Origin of the sequence: Leptothoe sp. PORK10 BA2, from assembly GCF_034932105.1 — a bacterium.
Classification (GTDB): Bacteria; Cyanobacteriota; Cyanobacteriia; order Phormidesmidales; family Phormidesmidaceae; genus Leptothoe.
Map to the genome: position 1 here is coordinate 42160 of NZ_JAYGIG010000012.1, position 17698 is coordinate 59857.

General features: G+C 51.6%; 16 protein-coding genes. 8 read left to right on the forward strand and 8 right to left on the reverse strand.

The features are described 5' to 3' along the window. Positions 1 to 301 precede the first annotated feature (301 nt). The 7 genes from VB741_RS05460 (at position 302) to VB741_RS05490 (ending at position 7738) form a co-directional block, all read left to right on the forward strand. Complete coding sequence (locus VB741_RS05460) at positions 302 to 634, forward strand: hypothetical protein (protein ID WP_323364137.1); 333 nt, start codon at positions 302 to 304, stop codon at positions 632 to 634. An 826-nt stretch (positions 635 to 1460) separates the two neighbouring features. Next, positions 1461 to 2423, forward strand: coding sequence for a protochlorophyllide reductase (locus VB741_RS05465; RefSeq protein ID WP_323364138.1), 963 nt, complete (start codon positions 1461 to 1463; stop codon positions 2421 to 2423). Positions 2424 to 3342: 919 nt separating this feature from the next. After that, complete coding sequence (locus VB741_RS05470) at positions 3343 to 4215, forward strand: S-methyl-5'-thioadenosine phosphorylase (RefSeq protein WP_323364139.1); 873 nt, start codon at positions 3343 to 3345, stop codon at positions 4213 to 4215. Between the two features lie 684 nt (positions 4216 to 4899). Then, entirely contained in the window at positions 4900 to 5655 is a 756-nt protein-coding gene (locus VB741_RS05475; protein WP_323364140.1) for a hypothetical protein, read from the forward strand. A gap of 143 nt (positions 5656 to 5798) precedes the next feature. After that, positions 5799 to 6386 (forward strand): DUF3611 family protein, encoded by a 588-nt coding sequence (locus VB741_RS05480; protein ID WP_323364141.1) that lies wholly within the window; start codon positions 5799 to 5801, stop codon positions 6384 to 6386. A gap of 262 nt (positions 6387 to 6648) precedes the next feature. Further along, positions 6649 to 6792 (forward strand): hypothetical protein, encoded by a 144-nt coding sequence (locus VB741_RS05485; protein ID WP_323364142.1) that lies wholly within the window; start codon positions 6649 to 6651, stop codon positions 6790 to 6792. 94 nt (positions 6793 to 6886) lie between these two features. Further along, the gene (locus VB741_RS05490; RefSeq protein WP_323364143.1) at positions 6887 to 7738 is read left to right on the forward strand and encodes an EamA family transporter; all 852 of its coding nucleotides are present in this window, start codon (positions 6887 to 6889) and stop codon (positions 7736 to 7738) included. 232 nt (positions 7739 to 7970) lie between these two features. On the opposite strand, the gene VB741_RS05495 is transcribed toward VB741_RS05490, so the two are convergent. From VB741_RS05495 to bchB, 8 genes are all read right to left on the reverse strand, one after another. Continuing rightward, positions 7971 to 9137 carry an NDP-sugar synthase gene (locus VB741_RS05495; RefSeq protein ID WP_323364144.1) on the reverse strand — a complete coding sequence of 389 codons (1167 nt, stop codon included), beginning with the start codon at positions 9135 to 9137 and terminating at the stop codon, positions 7971 to 7973. A gap of 441 nt (positions 9138 to 9578) precedes the next feature. After that, positions 9579 to 10436 carry a segregation/condensation protein A gene (locus tag VB741_RS05500; RefSeq protein ID WP_323364145.1) on the reverse strand — a complete coding sequence of 286 codons (858 nt, stop codon included), beginning with the start codon at positions 10434 to 10436 and terminating at the stop codon, positions 9579 to 9581. A gap of 369 nt (positions 10437 to 10805) precedes the next feature. Continuing rightward, positions 10806 to 11159 (reverse strand): LapA family protein, encoded by a 354-nt coding sequence (locus VB741_RS05505; protein ID WP_323364146.1) that lies wholly within the window; start codon positions 11157 to 11159, stop codon positions 10806 to 10808. 139 nt (positions 11160 to 11298) lie between these two features. Then, positions 11299 to 11976 (reverse strand): DUF3153 domain-containing protein, encoded by a 678-nt coding sequence (locus tag VB741_RS05510; RefSeq protein ID WP_323364147.1) that lies wholly within the window; start codon positions 11974 to 11976, stop codon positions 11299 to 11301. Then, the gene (locus tag VB741_RS05515; RefSeq protein WP_323364148.1) at positions 11961 to 12467 is read right to left on the reverse strand and encodes a tetratricopeptide repeat protein; all 507 of its coding nucleotides are present in this window, start codon (positions 12465 to 12467) and stop codon (positions 11961 to 11963) included. The genes VB741_RS05510 and VB741_RS05515 overlap by 16 nt, the downstream gene beginning before the upstream one ends. A gap of 394 nt (positions 12468 to 12861) precedes the next feature. Next, the gene (locus VB741_RS05520; protein ID WP_323364149.1) at positions 12862 to 13332 is read right to left on the reverse strand and encodes a PIN domain-containing protein; all 471 of its coding nucleotides are present in this window, start codon (positions 13330 to 13332) and stop codon (positions 12862 to 12864) included. Beyond that, positions 13329 to 14495: an ImmA/IrrE family metallo-endopeptidase gene (locus VB741_RS05525; protein WP_323364150.1), complete on the reverse strand. Its 1167-nt coding sequence runs from the start codon at positions 14493 to 14495 to the stop codon at positions 13329 to 13331. The genes VB741_RS05520 and VB741_RS05525 overlap by 4 nt, the downstream gene beginning before the upstream one ends. Before the next feature lie 382 nt (positions 14496 to 14877). Further along, entirely contained in the window at positions 14878 to 16404 is a 1527-nt protein-coding gene (bchB, locus tag VB741_RS05530) for a ferredoxin:protochlorophyllide reductase (ATP-dependent) subunit B (protein ID WP_323364151.1), read from the reverse strand. A gap of 327 nt (positions 16405 to 16731) precedes the next feature. Between bchB and VB741_RS05535 the strand changes: the two genes are divergently transcribed. Then, the gene (locus VB741_RS05535; RefSeq protein WP_323364152.1) at positions 16732 to 17580 is read left to right on the forward strand and encodes a tetratricopeptide repeat protein; all 849 of its coding nucleotides are present in this window, start codon (positions 16732 to 16734) and stop codon (positions 17578 to 17580) included. The last annotated feature ends 118 nt before the right edge of the window (positions 17581 to 17698 follow it).

Consider the following 17698-nt stretch of genomic DNA (forward strand, 5'->3'; position numbering starts at 1 on the left):
GGTACCATAGGCGATCCCCAGGATAATCACTATCCCAAAGATAGCGAACCTTGCTTACTGCATCTATCAAAAAAAATAATTCTTCCTTGGAGATTCTATTTCTTCTTTGGGAAGTTTAAGGATGCCTTGATTGCAGTCCCTGAAAAAAAGGTCCGAGCTTGAGGTGAGAAAAATCCCTGGCTATGGGAGTTAGCAGCCACGCATCAGAATCCATAGTGAATTCTGCATTCTGCCCGCTAATTTCTATCCAGTCAGGACTTCTTGACCTAAGCTGGTACCCGAGTCATTATTTCTTCCGCCTATGTCACATCACTCTGCTTTGACCCAGCGAACTGCCATGAAACAGCAACGATTTTGGCACACCAAGCGCCGCTGCCACCTGTACCTGACCATTTCCGACGCCCCCGGCATGTTTATGTTTATGGGCAAACCCTGGAGCCCAAAAGCCCTCCAAGCTCTAGGCTTTATCCAAGAACCCAATCAGCCCGCACAACCTGAGCAAACCCCCCTTGTTTTTGGCGATCCCTCCCGATTTCAAGGATCATTTTGCAAAACCCAAGGTAAAGGGTCCTCACCGTCATGGGGCGGCAAAGGAGGCTCTGGTGGCAAGGTGGGACGAGCCCCTAAAAGCTAAGGGTTAACTCCATAGTTTAAGGGCGATCCATGAGGAATGCAGAAGTCAGGAGTCAGGAGCCACAGAGTAAAATCTGTCTCCTCCCTTTTGTTTTCTGCATTCTGTCTCTTCCCTTCTGTATTTTTACTGCCGGTCCCTATTTCCCTTCTCCTGCTGCCATTATCAAGATGCCCAAAATTAGCACCACATCTTGGCTGTAATTCTCCACCGCATCCAGCCAAACCGTCATTTCTCTTCTCCTGCCGCCATTATCAAGATGCCCAAAATCGACACCACATCTTGTCTGTAATTCTCCGCCGCATCCAGCCAAATCGTCTTAGCGTTTAGCTTCAAAAAACGCCAGGTGATACCAGTAGTGACGGCTCCATAAAGTCGCTATAGACCAGATGCTCGGATGAAAGGGTACAAATTATCTATTTGGCAAGGACACTTTAACCCCCCAGGGTTTAAAACCCAGGGCTAACTGGATCAACACCCGCTGAAAGGGGTTAGTCACTGCAAAGCGATCCCCATTGGTATGGATGGCTTGTCTTTGGGGGCCTACATGGTAAGGGTTGGCATCAATCAGCCGCTACAAAACAAAACCATAGAGCAAGGCCAAAGGCTTAACATCGATTCATTCATCCCCACATTCCATCATTTTGCCTCACATTGCTTAAGGTTTATTTCAGATAACCCTTAAGGCTCAACCATATGAGATCCTAGTATCCTCACGGATTTACAAACGTTAGCCACGTCCAGAACGGTGGGTTTACCGTCAAGGAAACCGTCGATTTTACCTGGGTCGTGGTATGCAGTTTATACGCGCTTTTAGACATCTATACCCATGGACCAATCTCAGCAATCAACCGCAATTGTCACCGGGGCCTCTGCCGGCGTTGGCCTCTATGCAGCAAAGACATTGGCCGAACGGGGCTGGCACGTGGTGATGGCCTGTCGCAACCTGCCTAAAACTGAAAAGGTGGCGAAGGAAGTCGGCATGGCCGATGGCACCTACACCATCATGAAGCTGGACCTGGCTAGCTTAGATAGCGTCCGGAGCTTTGTAAATCAGTTTCGGGCCAGTGGTAAAACCCTAGACTCCCTGGTGTGCAACGCGGCGGTATATCTGCCCCTGTTGAAGGAGCCCCTGCGTAGTGAAGAGGGCTACGAGCTGAGCATGGCTACGAATCATCTGGGCCACTTTCTGCTGTGTAACCTCATGCTGGAGGACTTGAAAAAATCTTCCCATCCCCGTCTGGTGATTCTGGGTACGGTAACGGCGAACCCCAAGGAACTGGGGGGCAAGATCCCATTCCCCGCCCCGCCGGACCTGGGCAACTTGGAAGGGTTCGAACAGGGCTTCAAGGCTCCTGTGACCATGGCCAATGGCAAAAAGTTTAAGCCGGGCAAGGCCTATAAGGACAGTAAGCTGTGCAACGTGCTGACTATGCGGGAGCTGCACCGGCGCTATGGCGACTCGACCAATATTGTATTTAGCTCGCTCTATCCTGGCTGTGTGGCGGAAACCCAACTGTTCCGCAATCACTATCCTGCATTTCGCACCATTTTCCCCTGGTTCCAAAAGAACGTTACTAAGGGCTATGTGACGGAAGCATTGGCTGGGGATCGGGTGGCGGCGGTGGCGGCTGATCCTGGCTATGAGCAGTCGGGCTATTACTGGAGCTGGGGCAACCGTCAGCAGGAAGGGCGAAAGTCCTTTGTGCAGGAAATGTCGAACGAGGCCCTGGATGATGTGAAGGCCCGTCGGCTGTGGGAGCTGAGTGAGAAGCTGGTGGGGTTGGCTTAGAAAACTTTTTGCCCATAGCGTTAGTGGGTGACCCACCCCGTTGCCCCTCCCAGGAGGGGAGAGTTTTTGGCTGGTTGCATAGAAAGGTGGTTTAGAAGCTTGGTTTTGCTCTGCAGCTGAGGGGGAAACCTGCCATGATAGGCACTTATTCAGGGGCTTCAGTTCGGGCTCATTAGCGCTAGTGGGTAACCCACCCCGTTGCCCCTCCCAGGACGGGAGAGTTTTTGGCTGGTTGCATAGAAAGGTGGTTTAGAAGCTTGGTTTTGCTCTGCAGCTGAGGGGGAACCTGCCATGATAGGCACTTATTCAGGGGCTTCAGTTCGGGCTCATTAGCGCTAGTGGGTAACCCACCCCGTTGCCCCTCCCAGGAGGGGAGAGTTTTTGGCTGGTTGCATAGAAAGGTGGTTTAGAAGCTTGGTTTTGCTCTGCAGCTGAGGGGGAACCTGCCATGATAGGCACTTATTCAGGGGCTTCAGTTCGGGCTATCAGCGCTAGTGGGTAACCCACCCCGTTGCCCCTCCCAGGAGGGGAGAGTTTTTGGCTGGTTGCATAGAAAGGTGGTTTAGAAGCTTGGTTTTGCTCTGCAGATGAGGGGGAACCTGCCATGATAGGTACTTATTCAGGGGCTTCAGTTCGGGCTATCAGCGCTAGTGGATAACCCACCCCGTTGCCCCTCCCAGGAGGGGAGAGTTTTTGGCTGGTTGCATAGAAAGGTGGTTTAGAAGCTTGGTTTTGCTCTGCAGCTGAGGGGGGAACCTGCCATGATAGGCACTTATTCAAGGGCCTTAGTTCGGGCTCATCTATAACTCATCTATAAACAGATCCCTAAAAAATGGCTTGCCTGGGGTTACCTCTAGTACTATGGCTGGCGGACCGTTATGGTCCTTAACCCAACGCAGTTTTAGAGCAGGACATCTCCATGGCCCAGGCAGACATTGGCATCATCGGCGGCAGCGGTCTTTATAAAATGGATGCCCTGACGGATGTGGAAGAGATTACGATCGATACGCCCTTTGGTAAACCCTCCGATGCGTTGATTTGCGGCCAGCTGGATGGTACGCCTGTGGCTTTTTTGGCCCGCCATGGCCGGGGCCATAGTCTGATGCCGACGGAACTGCCGTTTCGGGCTAATGTCTATGCCATGAAAAGTCTGGGGGTGAAGTACCTGGTGTCAGCCTCGGCGGTGGGCTCCCTGAAGGAAGAGGTGAAGCCGTTGGATATGGTGATTCCGGATCAGTTTATTGATCGGACTAAGGACCGGGTGGCGACATTTTTTGGTGAGGGCATTGTGGCCCATATCTCCTTTGGGGATCCGATTTGCAAAAATCTGGCGGCACTCCTGGGGGATGCGGTAGAAAGCCTCGATTTGGCAGGGGTGACCCTCCACCGAGGGGGCACCTATGTGTGTATGGAGGGCCCGGCGTTTTCCACTAAGGCGGAATCCCATCTGTATCGCAGCTGGGGGGCTACGGTAATTGGCATGACCAACCTGACAGAGGCTAAGCTGGCGCGGGAGGCGGAGATGGCCTATGCCACTTTGGCCATGGCAACGGACTATGACTGTTGGCACCCGGACCATGACAGTGTGACGGTGGAAATGGTAATTGGCAATTTACAAAAGAATGCGGTGAATGCCCAGTTGGTGATTCGAGATGTCGTACGACGACTGACGGAGAATCCGCCGTCTTCAGAGGCCCATTCTGCTTTGCAATATGCGGTGATTACTCCCTTGGCTACGGCACCTGCTGCAACAAAGGCTAAGTTGGGTCTTTTGTTGGATAAGTATATGTAAGGTGGATAAGAATATGTAAGGGTCTGTAGTTGTTATTACAGACCCTGTGTGGTAGAGGTGAAAAAGTGAAGGAGTAAAGGGGCAGAGGGGACAAAGGTAATAGCCTGCCCAGGGGACCGCTATTTGTTGACATCTGGCAGTTTTTGCCGGTAATGAGTCGGGTTGAAACTCAGGATGGATAAAATGTCCTTGGGTGCATATTTTTGCGTTGTGAACCTTAGAACCTTATATGGGCTAGACCCTTTTCAGTCTTTTTAGGACTATTTCTGGGCTTTTTGGCCCATTGATGTGGTTGGGATGAGACTTGTGATCTATGGTTGATTTTTCGGATGGATCATTGCTCAATGATACAGATTATTGGGGTATGGTCCCAAGGATTGTAGTATCGAGTAAATTCATTCTTAGACAACCTTAATATGGACGGTTCGCTCATTTTCCAAATATAGAGGTTCTAAATTCTGACATCTACTGTGGATAGTATGTTCAAAATTACGAGTACCACATCGGTGGGTTTCTCTCTAGTGAAACACACTAAATATAGTTATCGACGAACCTTGGGTCAATAGATAAAGAGGAAGATCTATCGGGTTTGCTAGTTGCTCAACTCATTTCGACCCATTGCGGTTGTGGGCTTCCTGACCGCCTAATAACTAAATAGGCCGATTGTTAGTCGGACATCTACCGATGATGAATGTTTTAGAGACAATCAATGCATTGGAAGCGGGTGATGTAGCATCCCCGTTAGACTTAGTTTCTTCGGTCGAGGATGTAGTATCTTTTGCTGTACCTGCGGCGGGGCAGGCCATTGCTAAGGAAGATGCGATTCTGCCCATGGCCGATGGGACAGGGGGCCGTTGGCTGTTGTGTAATGGCAATTTTGAAGCTGGTTTTGCCCATTGGGTCACCTTGGAAGGGACGGAGCGGATATCCCAGACGGATGGCGGCAGGGCAGCTCTGGTACTCTCGACGGTGGATAGTGGGACGACTCAGAATGTCAGGGTTGCCCCTGGACGAATTTATCGGCTGATGGGCTATGGCTACTCCACATCCCAGGAATACAGCTCCTTTGGCATGACGTTTTTTAATGCAAAGGGGAGTTTTTTAGCCCGGACTGATGTGGGTCGGATTGATGCGGTGAAGTGGCATGACTATTTTGCGGGTGCGATCGCACCCGCCCAATCCGCCTATGTCCAAATCTGGACCTACCAGAGCTTTAACCATGGCCACACCTACATTGACGGCCTCACCTTCCAGCAGATCACCCCTGACGATATCCCCCCGCGCGCCCTTAAGCGGTTTACCTTAGTCAATCAACCTTTGGACCCCATGGACAATACATTTTCCTTTAGCCCCTCTGAAATGGCTATAGGAAACCATATCGGCCCTAAGGTTTACCAATCGGGTCAAGAATGTCAAGATAACGTTGGTCACATTGGCTAGGATTGATAAATATTCCTAAAAAAGCCCCTAAAAAGGCCGAGGTTACCTAACCTCCGTGACCTGCAACGATCCTGCTAATTTTCTACCCTTGGGGAATTGGCTAAGGACAGTTGCTATGGATAGAGACGTTTCTGGAACCCATTATGACCGGTGAACTTGGTTACTCCCTACCCCCAGCCGTTCGTCGAATTGCCAATAACTTTCGCCTAGTGGGCTGGCTCAGCTTTTGGGTCCAAATCGTTAGTGGTGTAATCGCCACCCTGTTATTTGTTACCTCTCTGTTAGGGCTACAGTCGGTCACTAATCGGGGGGGCGGGGCTGAAAATGCTGCAGCAGGCGGCGGCTTTCTGCTGGCGGCCCTAGGACTGGTAGCCGTCTATGTCGGTGCATTTTGGGCGTTTCAATATACCCTCTTTGCCCGCAAACTCAAATCCACCAATCCGGACCTGCGACCCAAACCTAAGGCCGCCGCTAAGATCATCGCCACAGGCTTGGTTATCAGCATACTAGGTATGTTTTTTGGTTTGCTGGGGGCTGGGGGCGTAGTGGGGGCCTTGATGCTCAAGGTGATTTCCCAACCCCAGGGCAATGTGGCCCTCGCAAACCCTTCCCTGGCAGTGGAGCCCCTGGATGTGTTTTTGGTACAGTCCACCGTTAATACTTTGATTTCCCATTTTGCGGGTCTGGTGGGGTGCTTGTGGCTGTCGCGGACGATTAATAAACAATCTTAGGCCAGCGTTTAGAAAGGAGGCAGTGGAGAAAGGAAGAAAGGGGGAAGGGGAGCCATTGCTGCTTAGGAGAAAATCAAGGCTAATAGACTTTAGGAAAGGGCTTCAATTCTGGTGTAGTTCCACTAGGCCCCCAAAGGGTCAATTCTTTGACAGGGTTTGAGTGTCTAGATCGACCAGTCTCCAGGTTGGCACCTCCACAACCGCCATTTGGCCTGGCCTGGCTAGAGTAGACATAGCCCCCTATGTTCCTGGGAGTTACACCATGCAAAAAGGTCCATGCAGCCGTATTTGGTTGCTCTATCTTCAAGGCCGACTTTCCCCAGCACAGGTGCTGGCATTGTGTAAGCTAGCTAATGAGAACAGAGAGCGCACCCTTAACCATGACCATCCCCCATCCGCCGCCTAAGTTCAATTCCCTTCCCCTTTCTCCCTTCCTTTTTCCCCCTTCCCCCCTGCGCCCCTGCTTTCCCTGGCCGCATCCTTCCCAGCTCCCTACATAAGTGCAAACCTCCTTAACAGACCGCATCCCAGCGCCGACGCTGGTCCTGCTGGCGGGATTCACGGTGCAGTTGGGTTCGGCCCTGGCCAAGTCCGTATTTGAGCTGGCAGGCCCCCTGGGTACGGTATTTTTGCGGGTCTTCCTATCGGCAGTGTTGCTGTTGGTGCTGTGGCGACCGCGTTGGCAGGGGGCTCGTAACCACTGGCCCCTGGTGCTGGCCTATGGTGGTGCGCTGGCCCTAATGAACACTTTGTTTTATTTAGCTATCGACCGGGTTCCCCTGGGGGTGGTGGTGGCGATTGAATTTACCGGCCCCCTGGGACTGGCGGTGATTAAATCGCGCCGCTGGTTAGATGTGCTGTGGGTGACCCTAGCGATGTTTGGCGTCATCCTGTTAGCACCGCTCCAGGGCAGTGGGCTGGACCCGCTCGGGTTAGGCTTCGCCATCCTGTCTGCCCTCGCCTGGGCCGGGCATATTTTGCTGACCCAGGCGACGGGGGAAGTGGTACCTGGCTTGGAAGGACTGGCCTGGGGCATGGTCTTTGCCTCAATTCTACTGCTGCCCATGGGAGTGGGGGCAGCGGGGACGACGTTGTTGGATTGGCGGTTGCTTGCGATCGCAACCGCCGTGGCCGCCCTCTCCTCCGTCACCTATGCCCTAGAAATGGTGGCCCTGAGGCGGCTACCGGTAAATGTGTTCGGGGTGTTGCTCAGTGTGGAGCCCATGCTGGCCGCTGCCGCTGGATTTTTGGTATTGGGTGAAACCTTGACGGTACGGGCGATGGCAGCGGTGGTGTTAATTTCCATCGCGGCGGCGGGCGCTGCTAAGTACGGCATACCAGAGGTGGAATAACGGTGGGCGGGCGCGGCTAAGTACGGTATACCAGAGGCGGAATAACGCGGGCGGGCGCTGCTAAGTATGGCGTACCAGAGGCGGAATAACGGCGGGCGGGCGCTGCTAGGTACGGCATACCGGAGGCGGAATAATCAAAAAGCCCTGGCAAATGCCAGGGCTTTTGGGTGCACTTTTTTGGGCAGGAAGGTGGGTATTGCCCACCCTACGTTACCGGCCTAAACCGTAGGGTTCATACCAAAGCTTCGTTCAGCAATTCGGTAATAGCCCGATGCTCAATCGGGGGCTCCGACAGGACCGCTTGACGAGTATCGGTGATCAACCAATCGAGGGCGGCCTCTTGCATATCGATGGAGGCACCGGTCTTATCCACACAGAAGCGACCAAACACCAGCTTATCGATCAGCCTTACCCCAGGACCAATGCGAGAGTATTCAAAGATCACGCTCTTGTCCACCACGGCACCGCTACAGATGCAACAGTTGGGACCAATCATGCTGGGACCGATGATGGTAGTATCGTCTTCGATTTTGGCCATACCACCGATATAAACCGGGCCTTGAATATCAATTTTGTCCCAGTTTGCCTGCACATTTAGACCGACGAACACCCCAGGCTTTACTTCCTGGCCAGGAATGCTAACGCCCTTAACTTGACCGGTGAGGACATCTTGAATGGCCTGCCAGTAGTCGGGCACCTTCCCAATGTCCACCCACTCAAAGTCCATTCTGATGCCGTAGAACGCTTCCTTCGCTTCAACCAGTTTGGGGAACAGGTCACCACCAATGTCAAACTCTTGGCCGGAGGGAATGTAATTAAAGATCTCCGGTTCAAAGATGTAAATACCGGTGTTGATATCGGTACTGAGGGCTTCTTCGACCGTGGGCTTTTCTTGGAAGGACTGGATGCGACCCGTGTCGTCAGTCACTACCACACCATAGCTAGGCACCTGCATCAGGGGCACCGACTTCATGACGATGGTGGCGATGGACCCCTTTTCCTTGTGCTGTCGGACCGCTTCCGTCAGGTCCAGATCGATCAGGGCATCACCGCACAGCACAACGAAGGTATCGTCAAAAAACGGAGAGAAGTCTTGAATCTTGCGCATACCACCCGCAGAACCCAGGGCATCACCCACCAATTCCCCGTCGGTAATGCGGCCCTCAAAGGAATAGGCTAGTTCTACACCAAAGCGCTGACCATCGCGGAAATAGCCTTCAATTTCATTGGCCAGGTGGCTGACATTGGCCACGACCTGATTGAATCCGTGCTGTTTGAGTAGCTCCAATAGGAACTCCATCACTGGCTTTTGCAGGATGGGGATCATCGGCTTCGGAATAGTGTAGGTGATTGGGCGTACACGAGTACCTTTCCCTGCGGCCAAGATCATGGCTTTCATAAATGTTCTCTCTAGTCCTTAGTTAACAGCTAAAAAGTAAAAATAAACGGATATCACTGGATGATTCCGTCACAACAGCAAACGCTGGGCTCTAAATCTATTACTAAACCTACTAATCTAAATTTAAGTTAGGTGATCAGAGCTGTACCAAAACAAACTTCAGAAGCATTCTAAAATTTGCAATTGATTACCGAAGTTAGTCTGGCAAAGCCAGAAATAAGAACATCGGCAACGTCAAGATATTAACAAGAGGCGTTTACAGTATACCCACGCATATAGATGCTCTTCATCGATGCCTCACAGTGGCCAGGAAAATATTGATTTTTGTATATTTGTATCCTAGCTTGACACTTACAAAATATCTTTCATTACGGATGTCTGACGCCTATTCATTTGTTCCAATGCCCCTGGCTTGATCGGTCCTTAATCCGACAGCACGTATTAATCCGGCAATACATAGGCGGGCACATCGGCCATGGTGACTTCGTTTAACTGTCTAATTTTGAGGTCACGGTAAAAGCGGTCCTGGGCTAGCTCTACCTTAGACTGGGAGGACAAAAATAACAGCCCCCAAAATACGCCAACTTTTTCATGGCGATAGTCTTCGTCGGTTAATTCTGTCGTAATGGGGCCGCCGAGGATAGCGGGGCGGAAGTGGGCCCAATGTTCTAGCAGGCGCTCAAAGTCCATCCAGTCAATGGCACTTTCCAACTCTTCCCAATATTGATCGAGGAATGTGGAGAGGGCGTCGGCAATTTCCGATAGGTTTTCCTGGTGGGCCAGCTGGGCGATGGTGCTGATGGCTTTGCTTTTGGAGTGGGGTTTTGCACCCCGGTGGCGATTGCGCGGCGTTGGGTTGGCCATGGCCACGGCCATCATTTCCAACTGGGCGATCAGCTCCTGTAGGGTTACCTGCCGTTTTTCCGGGGGGTTGGCTACCGCCCGGCGGTGAATATAGTGTTCTAGGTTGCGGGGTAGGCGTTTGGCATAGCCCTGGGGTTCAAAGGATTCTTCGGGTTCCTCAAACTCGGTGACTTCCTCTTCGATTTCGGTGCGGATCAGGGTGTCGGCTTTGAGCAACACCAGCATGGCGGCATAGAGAAAGGCCTGGCCCGATTCGGACAGATTTTTTTCGTAGGGGGAACGGCCGTTGGTGTCGGTTGGGGGTTCCTGCTCCTTGAGGCTTTTGAGAAACCGATCTACCACATCAATCACGTTGACATCCCACGGGTCAATTTCGCCCCGTTCGGATAGGTCAATGAGAAATGCGATCGCACGTTGAGCTAAGGAATTAGCCATGGCCACCCAATGCTGAGCAATTGCTAACGCGTCGTTGTCGATTACCTAGTCGATTACCTAAACCAACAACGCCAACGCTACATATAGCGTGAACAAATGCACTATAGCCTAGAAGAATTGAAATTTCAAAATAAACTGCCAAATTCAGCTCCAAAGACCCATAGACAGCTTTCAAAACCAGCAAAAATCACTTGGCAACCGAGGGGTTCAAGGCACTAGGCGCCCTTTGATTAATTTTTATTTAGCAAATAAAAAAGGAAGGGGAAAAGGCGCTCTCCCACACCTTTACCCCTTCCCTTCCATCCAATGGTTTGTGACTACCCCATGTGCCAGCAGTCATCAACCTGGCATTGCGCCTGAGCGTCTAGGCTAAGCTGTTGCCTCTTCCGTTTCAGTTCCCTTGGCTGAGCCAGGCAACATTGGTTGTAAATCTTCGAGTTCTACCCGATAGCGCTCAACATCTTCTTCCAATTGCTGAATCTTCATTTCCCGCTGCTGCACCTGAGGATTGACGTTGAAGTAACCCTGCACCTGCACCCATACGCTAAATACCCAGGCCAGGACAGCACCTATCCCTAGGGAAATCATGAGCTCTATACACAGCGGTGCTTGAATATCGATTCCACTGACCACATGGATGGTGGCGGGGTCTGTATTTTCGATGGCAAACAGTACGAGGGCCAAGCAAATGACAAAGATGACGACAAAGTTAATCTGCCGCATGGTAGTCACCTCAACTCATAAATAATTTAAGACAGGTACAGGCTACTACAGGACCGTCAGGATCGGTGGAAGGTTTTTTATTTATTAAACAGAGCAGGGTGGACTCTCCCCACTGTCACCGATGAGATGGCGATTTTCCTCACCGCCGATTCAACCCATGGCGCACCCCATAGCCCGCTCCACAAAGCAACGTGATCACCACCGCCCCGATGCCGATGGGGCTCGGCACCCAAAAAGTCGTAGCAATCCTATTCATCTGTCCAGGTGTTAAAGGCCAATGGTGACTATCCCCAAAGGAGTCAATCCGAAAACTCAGATCTAACCCTCGCCAGCGGTCTAGGGCACCGCCATCCCCGATGGCGCTGTCGGCTCCGAGGGCGCTGAGGTCAATGTCGGCCTGGAGCTGATTGGCTAGGGCCACGCCCCAGTTTTTCTGGGTGAGGTCCATATGGGCCAGCAATGGTGGTGCCCCTGGTACCTGGGTCATGAGGCCATCTTGCGCAAACAGCTGATTGAACTTTTTCACCAGGTCCGTCCCGTTATTAAAGTCAATCCGGAGTTGGAGGGTGCCATCCTCCAGGGAGGTGACCTTACCTGAAAAAGTTTTGGCTTCCTGGATAAATACCTGGAGCCACTGCTGGCGGGCTTCGCTATTGAGGGCGACAAACCCCTCGTCTAGGTGCAGGGTTTGCACCAGAACACCGTGGGTTTGGCTATCAAACTGAATGCCCAGCTCATAGTCAACACAGCCGCTGAGCCCGAGGGCCAATGCCAGCACCATCAGGAGTCGGATAGCGGCCCTTAACTTAACCACCATAGGCCCCCTAATAAGAGCACAGAGCCAATCAGGGCGACCCATCCAAAGCCACTGTCTTCGGTATTCACTTCACTGAGGGGTAATGGCGGCGGCGGTGGCTTGATGGGGCGGGGTTTGGTGGGGACTTTTTGCCAGGGCTTTTCATCCGCATCCTGCAGCTCCGCCAGGTCTGGAATTTTGGTCAGCCATTCTTCCTTGGCCTGTAGTTTGGGGGCTTTAATGATATAGAGCAGATGTTTGCTTTGCTTTCTGACGCCAAAGTCTGGATGCTGGGCCAGCTTGCCACAGAGTTCAATCGCTTCTTCCCGACGATCGACGGCGGTTAGGGCATTGACCAACCAGAGTTTGAGTTCACCATCGAGGGCCAAGCTGTGTTCCTGCTCTAGGGCTTGTTCAAAGGCTTGTACGGCGTCAGCATATCGGCCTCGCTCAAAGGCTTCCTGCCCTAGTTGGTAGTTGGCTTGGGCAAGCTGATAGACGTCATCTGGCATGGTCTCTGGGAGAAATTGGCTGCCAGGTTATTTTACGCTGCTGAACCTGATTACAGGCAACTGAAGTTGGGCCTATGGGTTAATTAACGTGAGTTCGGGGTAAGAAAAAGCAGTTTTCGGCTCCTAGAGCTGGTTACAGAGCCTTGTAACCGAATTCAAAAGCCGGATTTTGAGAAAAGGTGATTGTCTGGGGGCGACAAAACCCGAGGACGACTGCGGATGCGCGGGCCAAAATTTCTGACACAGCAGAACGGGATTGAGCTAGTGCAGTAGAAATGGGATTGAGCGCTTCAAGGTTGGAACGATGGAATGAGGTTTTGGAGGATATAGATTCAGAGCTTTAGGGCCATCTGATACCTGGAACGAACCTTTTAAAGTAGCCTCTAAGCATTTCCTAAAACCTCCATCCTTGCTGAGCCATAAACCCTGCCAAATTCATGCAAGGGATCTGAAAATGCTTGCAGACATTGGGAACCTTGGCCGCATTAGGTTTAAGTCGTTCCTCAGTTACCCCTGTGCCACTCTTGGCCTTTGCAACTGCAATCACAAACGGGTCTGCGACTGGAGTACCCCTAAGTCGAGCCTGCTGACTAATCAATGCCTGAAAATGCTTAATGGCAAAAATCTGCGCTATAAACATCAGCGCATCAGGACCAGGAATCTCAAACATCGTTTTGTGCTCCTTCACCCATTGCTGAATAAAATCTGGACTGTCACGGTTCTCTAGCTCATTTTTGACTTCACGCACAGACGTAATTATCTCGTTCTCTACCATCTCATCCCAGGCTTGCCAAAAAGACGGAAAATTGTCTGGATAAAAATTTTTCAACACAATCAACGAACTCGTATCGAACACGTAAATCACGCGGCAATCCCCTTGCCCGTTAACTGTGCTTCAATACCGCTGACATTTTTAGCCTTGATTCCCAGATGCCCGGCTACCTGATCAACATCCAATCGACCCTGATAATATCGGTCAAACACCAGCCGTAAATAGTTTTCGCCTAAATAAGCCACCTGGGTCGCGTAGTAGCTTCCACCTGGTCTTTTATTCTCTGGCTGTTGAGCGCCTGCTTGCCATCGGATAGTTTTGCTCACATACTCATCCCGAGCAATCTTGTCCGCATCCAGCAGCCGTCGTAAAATCACCTCTCGACTAACCCAATAGCGATTTGTCCAGCCTTCTAAAACCGAATCATCAAATTCCTGGACACCATCGATCTGCATAGCAAAATCATCCAAGGGCACCAAGATTTCCGCAGCTAGCGCATTACAGAGTTGTTCGATTTTCTTGTCTTCTTGAGGTAAGTCATCTGCATAATTGTCATCTATCTTGCCAATAGTATTAACCCCCATCAATACATGGGCCAGCTCATGGAATAGGGTAAAAATCTGTCGGGTTTTCGCAGTGCTGTTGTTAATGAAAATAATTGGAAATTCATCATCCACTAGACAAAAACCGGAAATCGCCTTTTGCTCAAAAGATTGCTTAAACACATACACCCCTGACTGCTCTAACGCGTGTCGCCACGCCTTAAGGGCATCATCAGCTGAGCGCCACTCTGCTCGATCGGTTAGACCAATTCCCAAAGAATTCTGTATTTTTTGGGCGGTTTGCTTAACGTTTTCCCTAAATTTAATCGCCTTAAAAATTGGCTGTTCTACTGAATTTGTTCCATCATTTAACTCCCTCAGAGAAAGCTGAAACGCCTGGGCCGTGCGCAGCAAATAGCGAGTCTGGGGTAATAATGTATCGATCTCCGCCATCGGCAATGTACGAAATTCTTGCTTTAAGGGAGGTTCTTCGGGTGGCGCTGGCATGAAAAACAATGCCAACGGTCGTTTATAAAATTTATAGGCCAGCTTTTCCAGCTGTACGTAGGTAGGGGCCGCCTCACCTGTTTCCCAAGCAGCAACTTCTGTAGGTTCACGTTTGAGTTTACGGGCAATGTCGTTAATCGAGTAACCAGACTGCTGCCTTGCCCATGCTAAGACTTTAGGTTGTATACCAGCGACTGGTTTTGTCATGGTGTCTCTTTCCCTATCAGCCTATTTTCCCTATCCCAACTGTCCTATCCTATGTTCTAACCATAATGTGCCAAACACAATGTGCCATAGGTTTTGACCACATATTTGACCACACAATTTAAAAAATAGCTGTAGCCACCCCAATAGCATGGGCATATCATCAATTCCAGTCAACACTGAAAGCTATAGATAGCAAAAGCTATGTTCGGCATAATCGGCTTAATGCTTTCAGCCGATTACTATACTCTTGGTGTGTAAGCTGCATCCAATTACACTCATAGAAATGCCCCATCAGCTATTACCAATAGGGCGTTTGAACGGATTATCAAAACAGTAGGAGCATTGTATGCCCCTACTTCTTATATGGATCTACCGCGAATTCTTATGCCCCAACTGCTTCCTTGGCGGCGTACATGACCTCGGCGGTGATTTCCGTATGGCCTTGCTCACGGGCAAACTTTTCGGTATTGCGCTTGACCTTGCCCCGGACAAACCCAGGCACCCGCTTCAGTTCGGTGAGGCCGTCGGCACTCCAGTTTAGGTCGCTCTCTGCCGATAGGGTTTGGGTGAGGACTTCCTTGGTGTCATGGCCGCCAAAGATTTCCAGCAGATGGTCTTCCATGCCTAGGGTAAAGGAGTTGTAGATCAGGTCTACGAGCTGGTTGGCTCCTTCGTAGCCGAGGAAGGGGCGATAGCCGACAGGGAAGTTTTGCACGTGGATGGGGGCGGCGATCACACCGCAGGGGATGTTCAGACGTTTGCCCACGTGGCGTTCCATTTGGGTGCCAAAGATGGCGGCGGGTTCTAGCTTGGCGATTTTATCTGCGATCGCACCATTATCTTCACTAATCAGCACCTCATCGCAGTAACCTTCCACTTCCTGACGGAACCAGGCTTCGTCATACTTGCAGTAGGTCCCGGCTAGCACCACCTTCAGCCCCATTTCCCGGGTCAGCACCTTGGTTAGGGCGGCAGCGTGGGTATTGTCCCCAAAGACCACACAGCGCTTGCCTGTCAGGTTTTGGCAGTCAATGGAGCGGGAGAACCAAGCCGCCTGGGAGACAAACCGAGTTTGGTTATCAATAAACTCTTCGTAGTTGGCATCCGCGCCCTGCTGATTCAGAATCTTTTGGATGGCGCGGATACAGCGGGCCGTTTCCACCACCCCCATGGGAGTAATGTCCACATAGGGCATCTCAAATTCCCGCTGGAGATATTCGGCGGTCATGGAACCAATTTCCCGGTAGGGGATCAGGTTAAACCAGGCCTTAGGCAAATTCTTCAGTTCTGTCACCGAAGCCCCCTCAGGGATCACTGCGTTGACCTCAATCCCCAGGTCTGCCATCAGCCGCTTGAGCTCGGTGATGTCGTGATTATTGTGGAAACCGAGGGTGGTAATACCAATGATGTTTACCGAGGGTTTTTCTGTTTTTCCCTCGGGCAGGTTGCCTTGCTTGGCCGCTTTATTAATATAAAACTCAACAATTTGTTGCAGAGTGCGATCCGCCGCCTGCAGCTCATTGGCCCGGTAGTGGTTCACATCCGCCAGCATCACGTCGCCCTGGGCGTCAATCGAGGCCCGCTCCACAAAGTTGGCTAGGTCCTCCTGCAAAATGCTGGAGGTGCAGGTGGGGGTCAGAACAATCAGGTCAGGATGTTCTTCCCTGTCCTTGCGGGTAATGTTATCTACGACTTTTTCTTGAGAACCACGGGCCAACACATGGCGGTCAACAACGCTGGTGGTTACAGGGGTAAAGTCTCGTTCACGGGACAGCATGGAGCGCATGACATTGAAGTAGTCATCCCCCAGGGGAGCATGCATGATGGCGTGAACATTCTTAAATGAGCTGGCAATGCGCAAGGTGCCAATGTGGGCAGGTCCTGCATACATCCAATAGGCCAGTTTCATAAAAAGCGCTCCAAGAAAAAAATCTGAGGTGGGTCAGGGCAATGTCCCGAGGCTCGGGTGCCCAACACTTACAGTATGGGAGTCTTCCGGATCCCGCTCCGATCCCTCAACGATTCGCAACGGTTTGTAAGAATGAGTCACAGTTGGCCCAGGGGAACCGCTGCTGCCGGTGTACTGATCGCGTTATGGCCCAGGATTGTTCACTGGCCACTATTTAGGACGTCAAGTTTCCATATAGTTCCATATAGGTTTACTGGTTGTTCTGGAACGGTGGCATCGCCTCGTGGAGTATTCCTTATCGCAACGTTATTCCTTAAAGGAGGCCCCATGCGGTCTATAGTCGGTAGTTTAGGTGTGTTAGGTGTACTGTTGAGCTTGGCCATGCCCGTGTCAGCCGAGGTGTTGTTGCAGGCTGGTGCGACGGAAACTAAGCTGGTGACGGCTGAAACCTATCGCCCCATGAGTCATCGACTGACGGCTGAAGCGGGGCAAACGGTGGCGATTAAGCTCAAGTTGGCCAATAACAATCCGGCCATTGTGAGTCGGGTGGTGGTGTATGGGGCCGATCAGAGCACACCGCTGGTGGTGGATAACCAGGTTAGTTACCGCATGGTGGACCCAACACAGAAATCGAAAATTAGTCACCTGATTGTGTTGACCCTGCCCGCTGCTGATGGCGATGGGCTCGGACCGGTGACCTATAACATTGAACCCCTGTTTGACTATGAGGCTGAGCCTCTGTTTACGGTAGTGGATGCCTCAGAGACCTCTGCCTCTGCAGAGACCTCTGCCTCTGAGGTGGCAACGGCTGAAACAGGGGCCGATGGTTTCGCTATGCCGTCGACGGTGCGCTATCGGATGACGGTGGAGACGGCTACCGTGTCCCAACGGCTGTTGTTGGAAGCCCATGCCCGGGAGGCGGAGCAGGATTATGAGGGTGCGATCGCAACCTATACCCGAGCCATTAACCTCAATCCTGACATTGCCGACTTCTACGCCCAGCGCGGTAACGCCTATCTGGCCCTAGGGGAAGAAACCGATGGGGTTCTCCAGGTGCAGCAAGCCATTGTCACCGACTGGGAAACAGCGGCCCAGCTCTATGAACAGGTGGGCCATGGACAGGCAGCCCATGCCCTCCGTTCTCAGCTGACACAACTGGTGGAACAGGGCGAATAATCTCAGGGCGTTGGCAATAGTTACGGTCTGGCCCCATGCTCCATCGGCCCCCCATTGGCATTGGATATGTGCCCCCATAAAGAATTACAGCAGGAACTAACCAGGTGCCCTTAAATTC

What these genes read in the sequence shown, in the direction of transcription:
- VB741_RS05470 (WP_323364139.1), top strand. Translation starts at nt 3,343, where the DNA reads ATGGCCCAGGCAGACATTGGCATCATCGGCGGCAGCGGTCTTTATAAA.
- VB741_RS05480 (WP_323364141.1), top strand. Translation starts at nt 5,799, where the DNA reads ATGACCGGTGAACTTGGTTACTCCCTACCCCCAGCCGTTCGTCGAATT.
- VB741_RS05525 (WP_323364150.1), bottom strand. Translation starts at nt 14,495, where the DNA reads ATGACAAAACCAGTCGCTGGTATACAACCTAAAGTCTTAGCATGGGCA.
- VB741_RS05460 (WP_323364137.1), top strand. Translation starts at nt 302, where the DNA reads ATGTCACATCACTCTGCTTTGACCCAGCGAACTGCCATGAAACAGCAA.
- VB741_RS05465 (WP_323364138.1), top strand. Translation starts at nt 1,461, where the DNA reads ATGGACCAATCTCAGCAATCAACCGCAATTGTCACCGGGGCCTCTGCC.
- VB741_RS05510 (WP_323364147.1), bottom strand. Translation starts at nt 11,976, where the DNA reads ATGGTGGTTAAGTTAAGGGCCGCTATCCGACTCCTGATGGTGCTGGCA.
- VB741_RS05500 (WP_323364145.1), bottom strand. Translation starts at nt 10,436, where the DNA reads ATGGCTAATTCCTTAGCTCAACGTGCGATCGCATTTCTCATTGACCTA.
- VB741_RS05495 (WP_323364144.1), bottom strand. Translation starts at nt 9,137, where the DNA reads ATGAAAGCCATGATCTTGGCCGCAGGGAAAGGTACTCGTGTACGCCCA.
- bchB (WP_323364151.1), bottom strand. Translation starts at nt 16,404, where the DNA reads ATGAAACTGGCCTATTGGATGTATGCAGGACCTGCCCACATTGGCACC.
- VB741_RS05515 (WP_323364148.1), bottom strand. Translation starts at nt 12,467, where the DNA reads ATGCCAGATGACGTCTATCAGCTTGCCCAAGCCAACTACCAACTAGGG.
- VB741_RS05485 (WP_323364142.1), top strand. Translation starts at nt 6,649, where the DNA reads ATGCAAAAAGGTCCATGCAGCCGTATTTGGTTGCTCTATCTTCAAGGC.
- VB741_RS05475 (WP_323364140.1), top strand. Translation starts at nt 4,900, where the DNA reads ATGATGAATGTTTTAGAGACAATCAATGCATTGGAAGCGGGTGATGTA.
- VB741_RS05505 (WP_323364146.1), bottom strand. Translation starts at nt 11,159, where the DNA reads ATGCGGCAGATTAACTTTGTCGTCATCTTTGTCATTTGCTTGGCCCTC.
- VB741_RS05535 (WP_323364152.1), top strand. Translation starts at nt 16,732, where the DNA reads ATGCGGTCTATAGTCGGTAGTTTAGGTGTGTTAGGTGTACTGTTGAGC.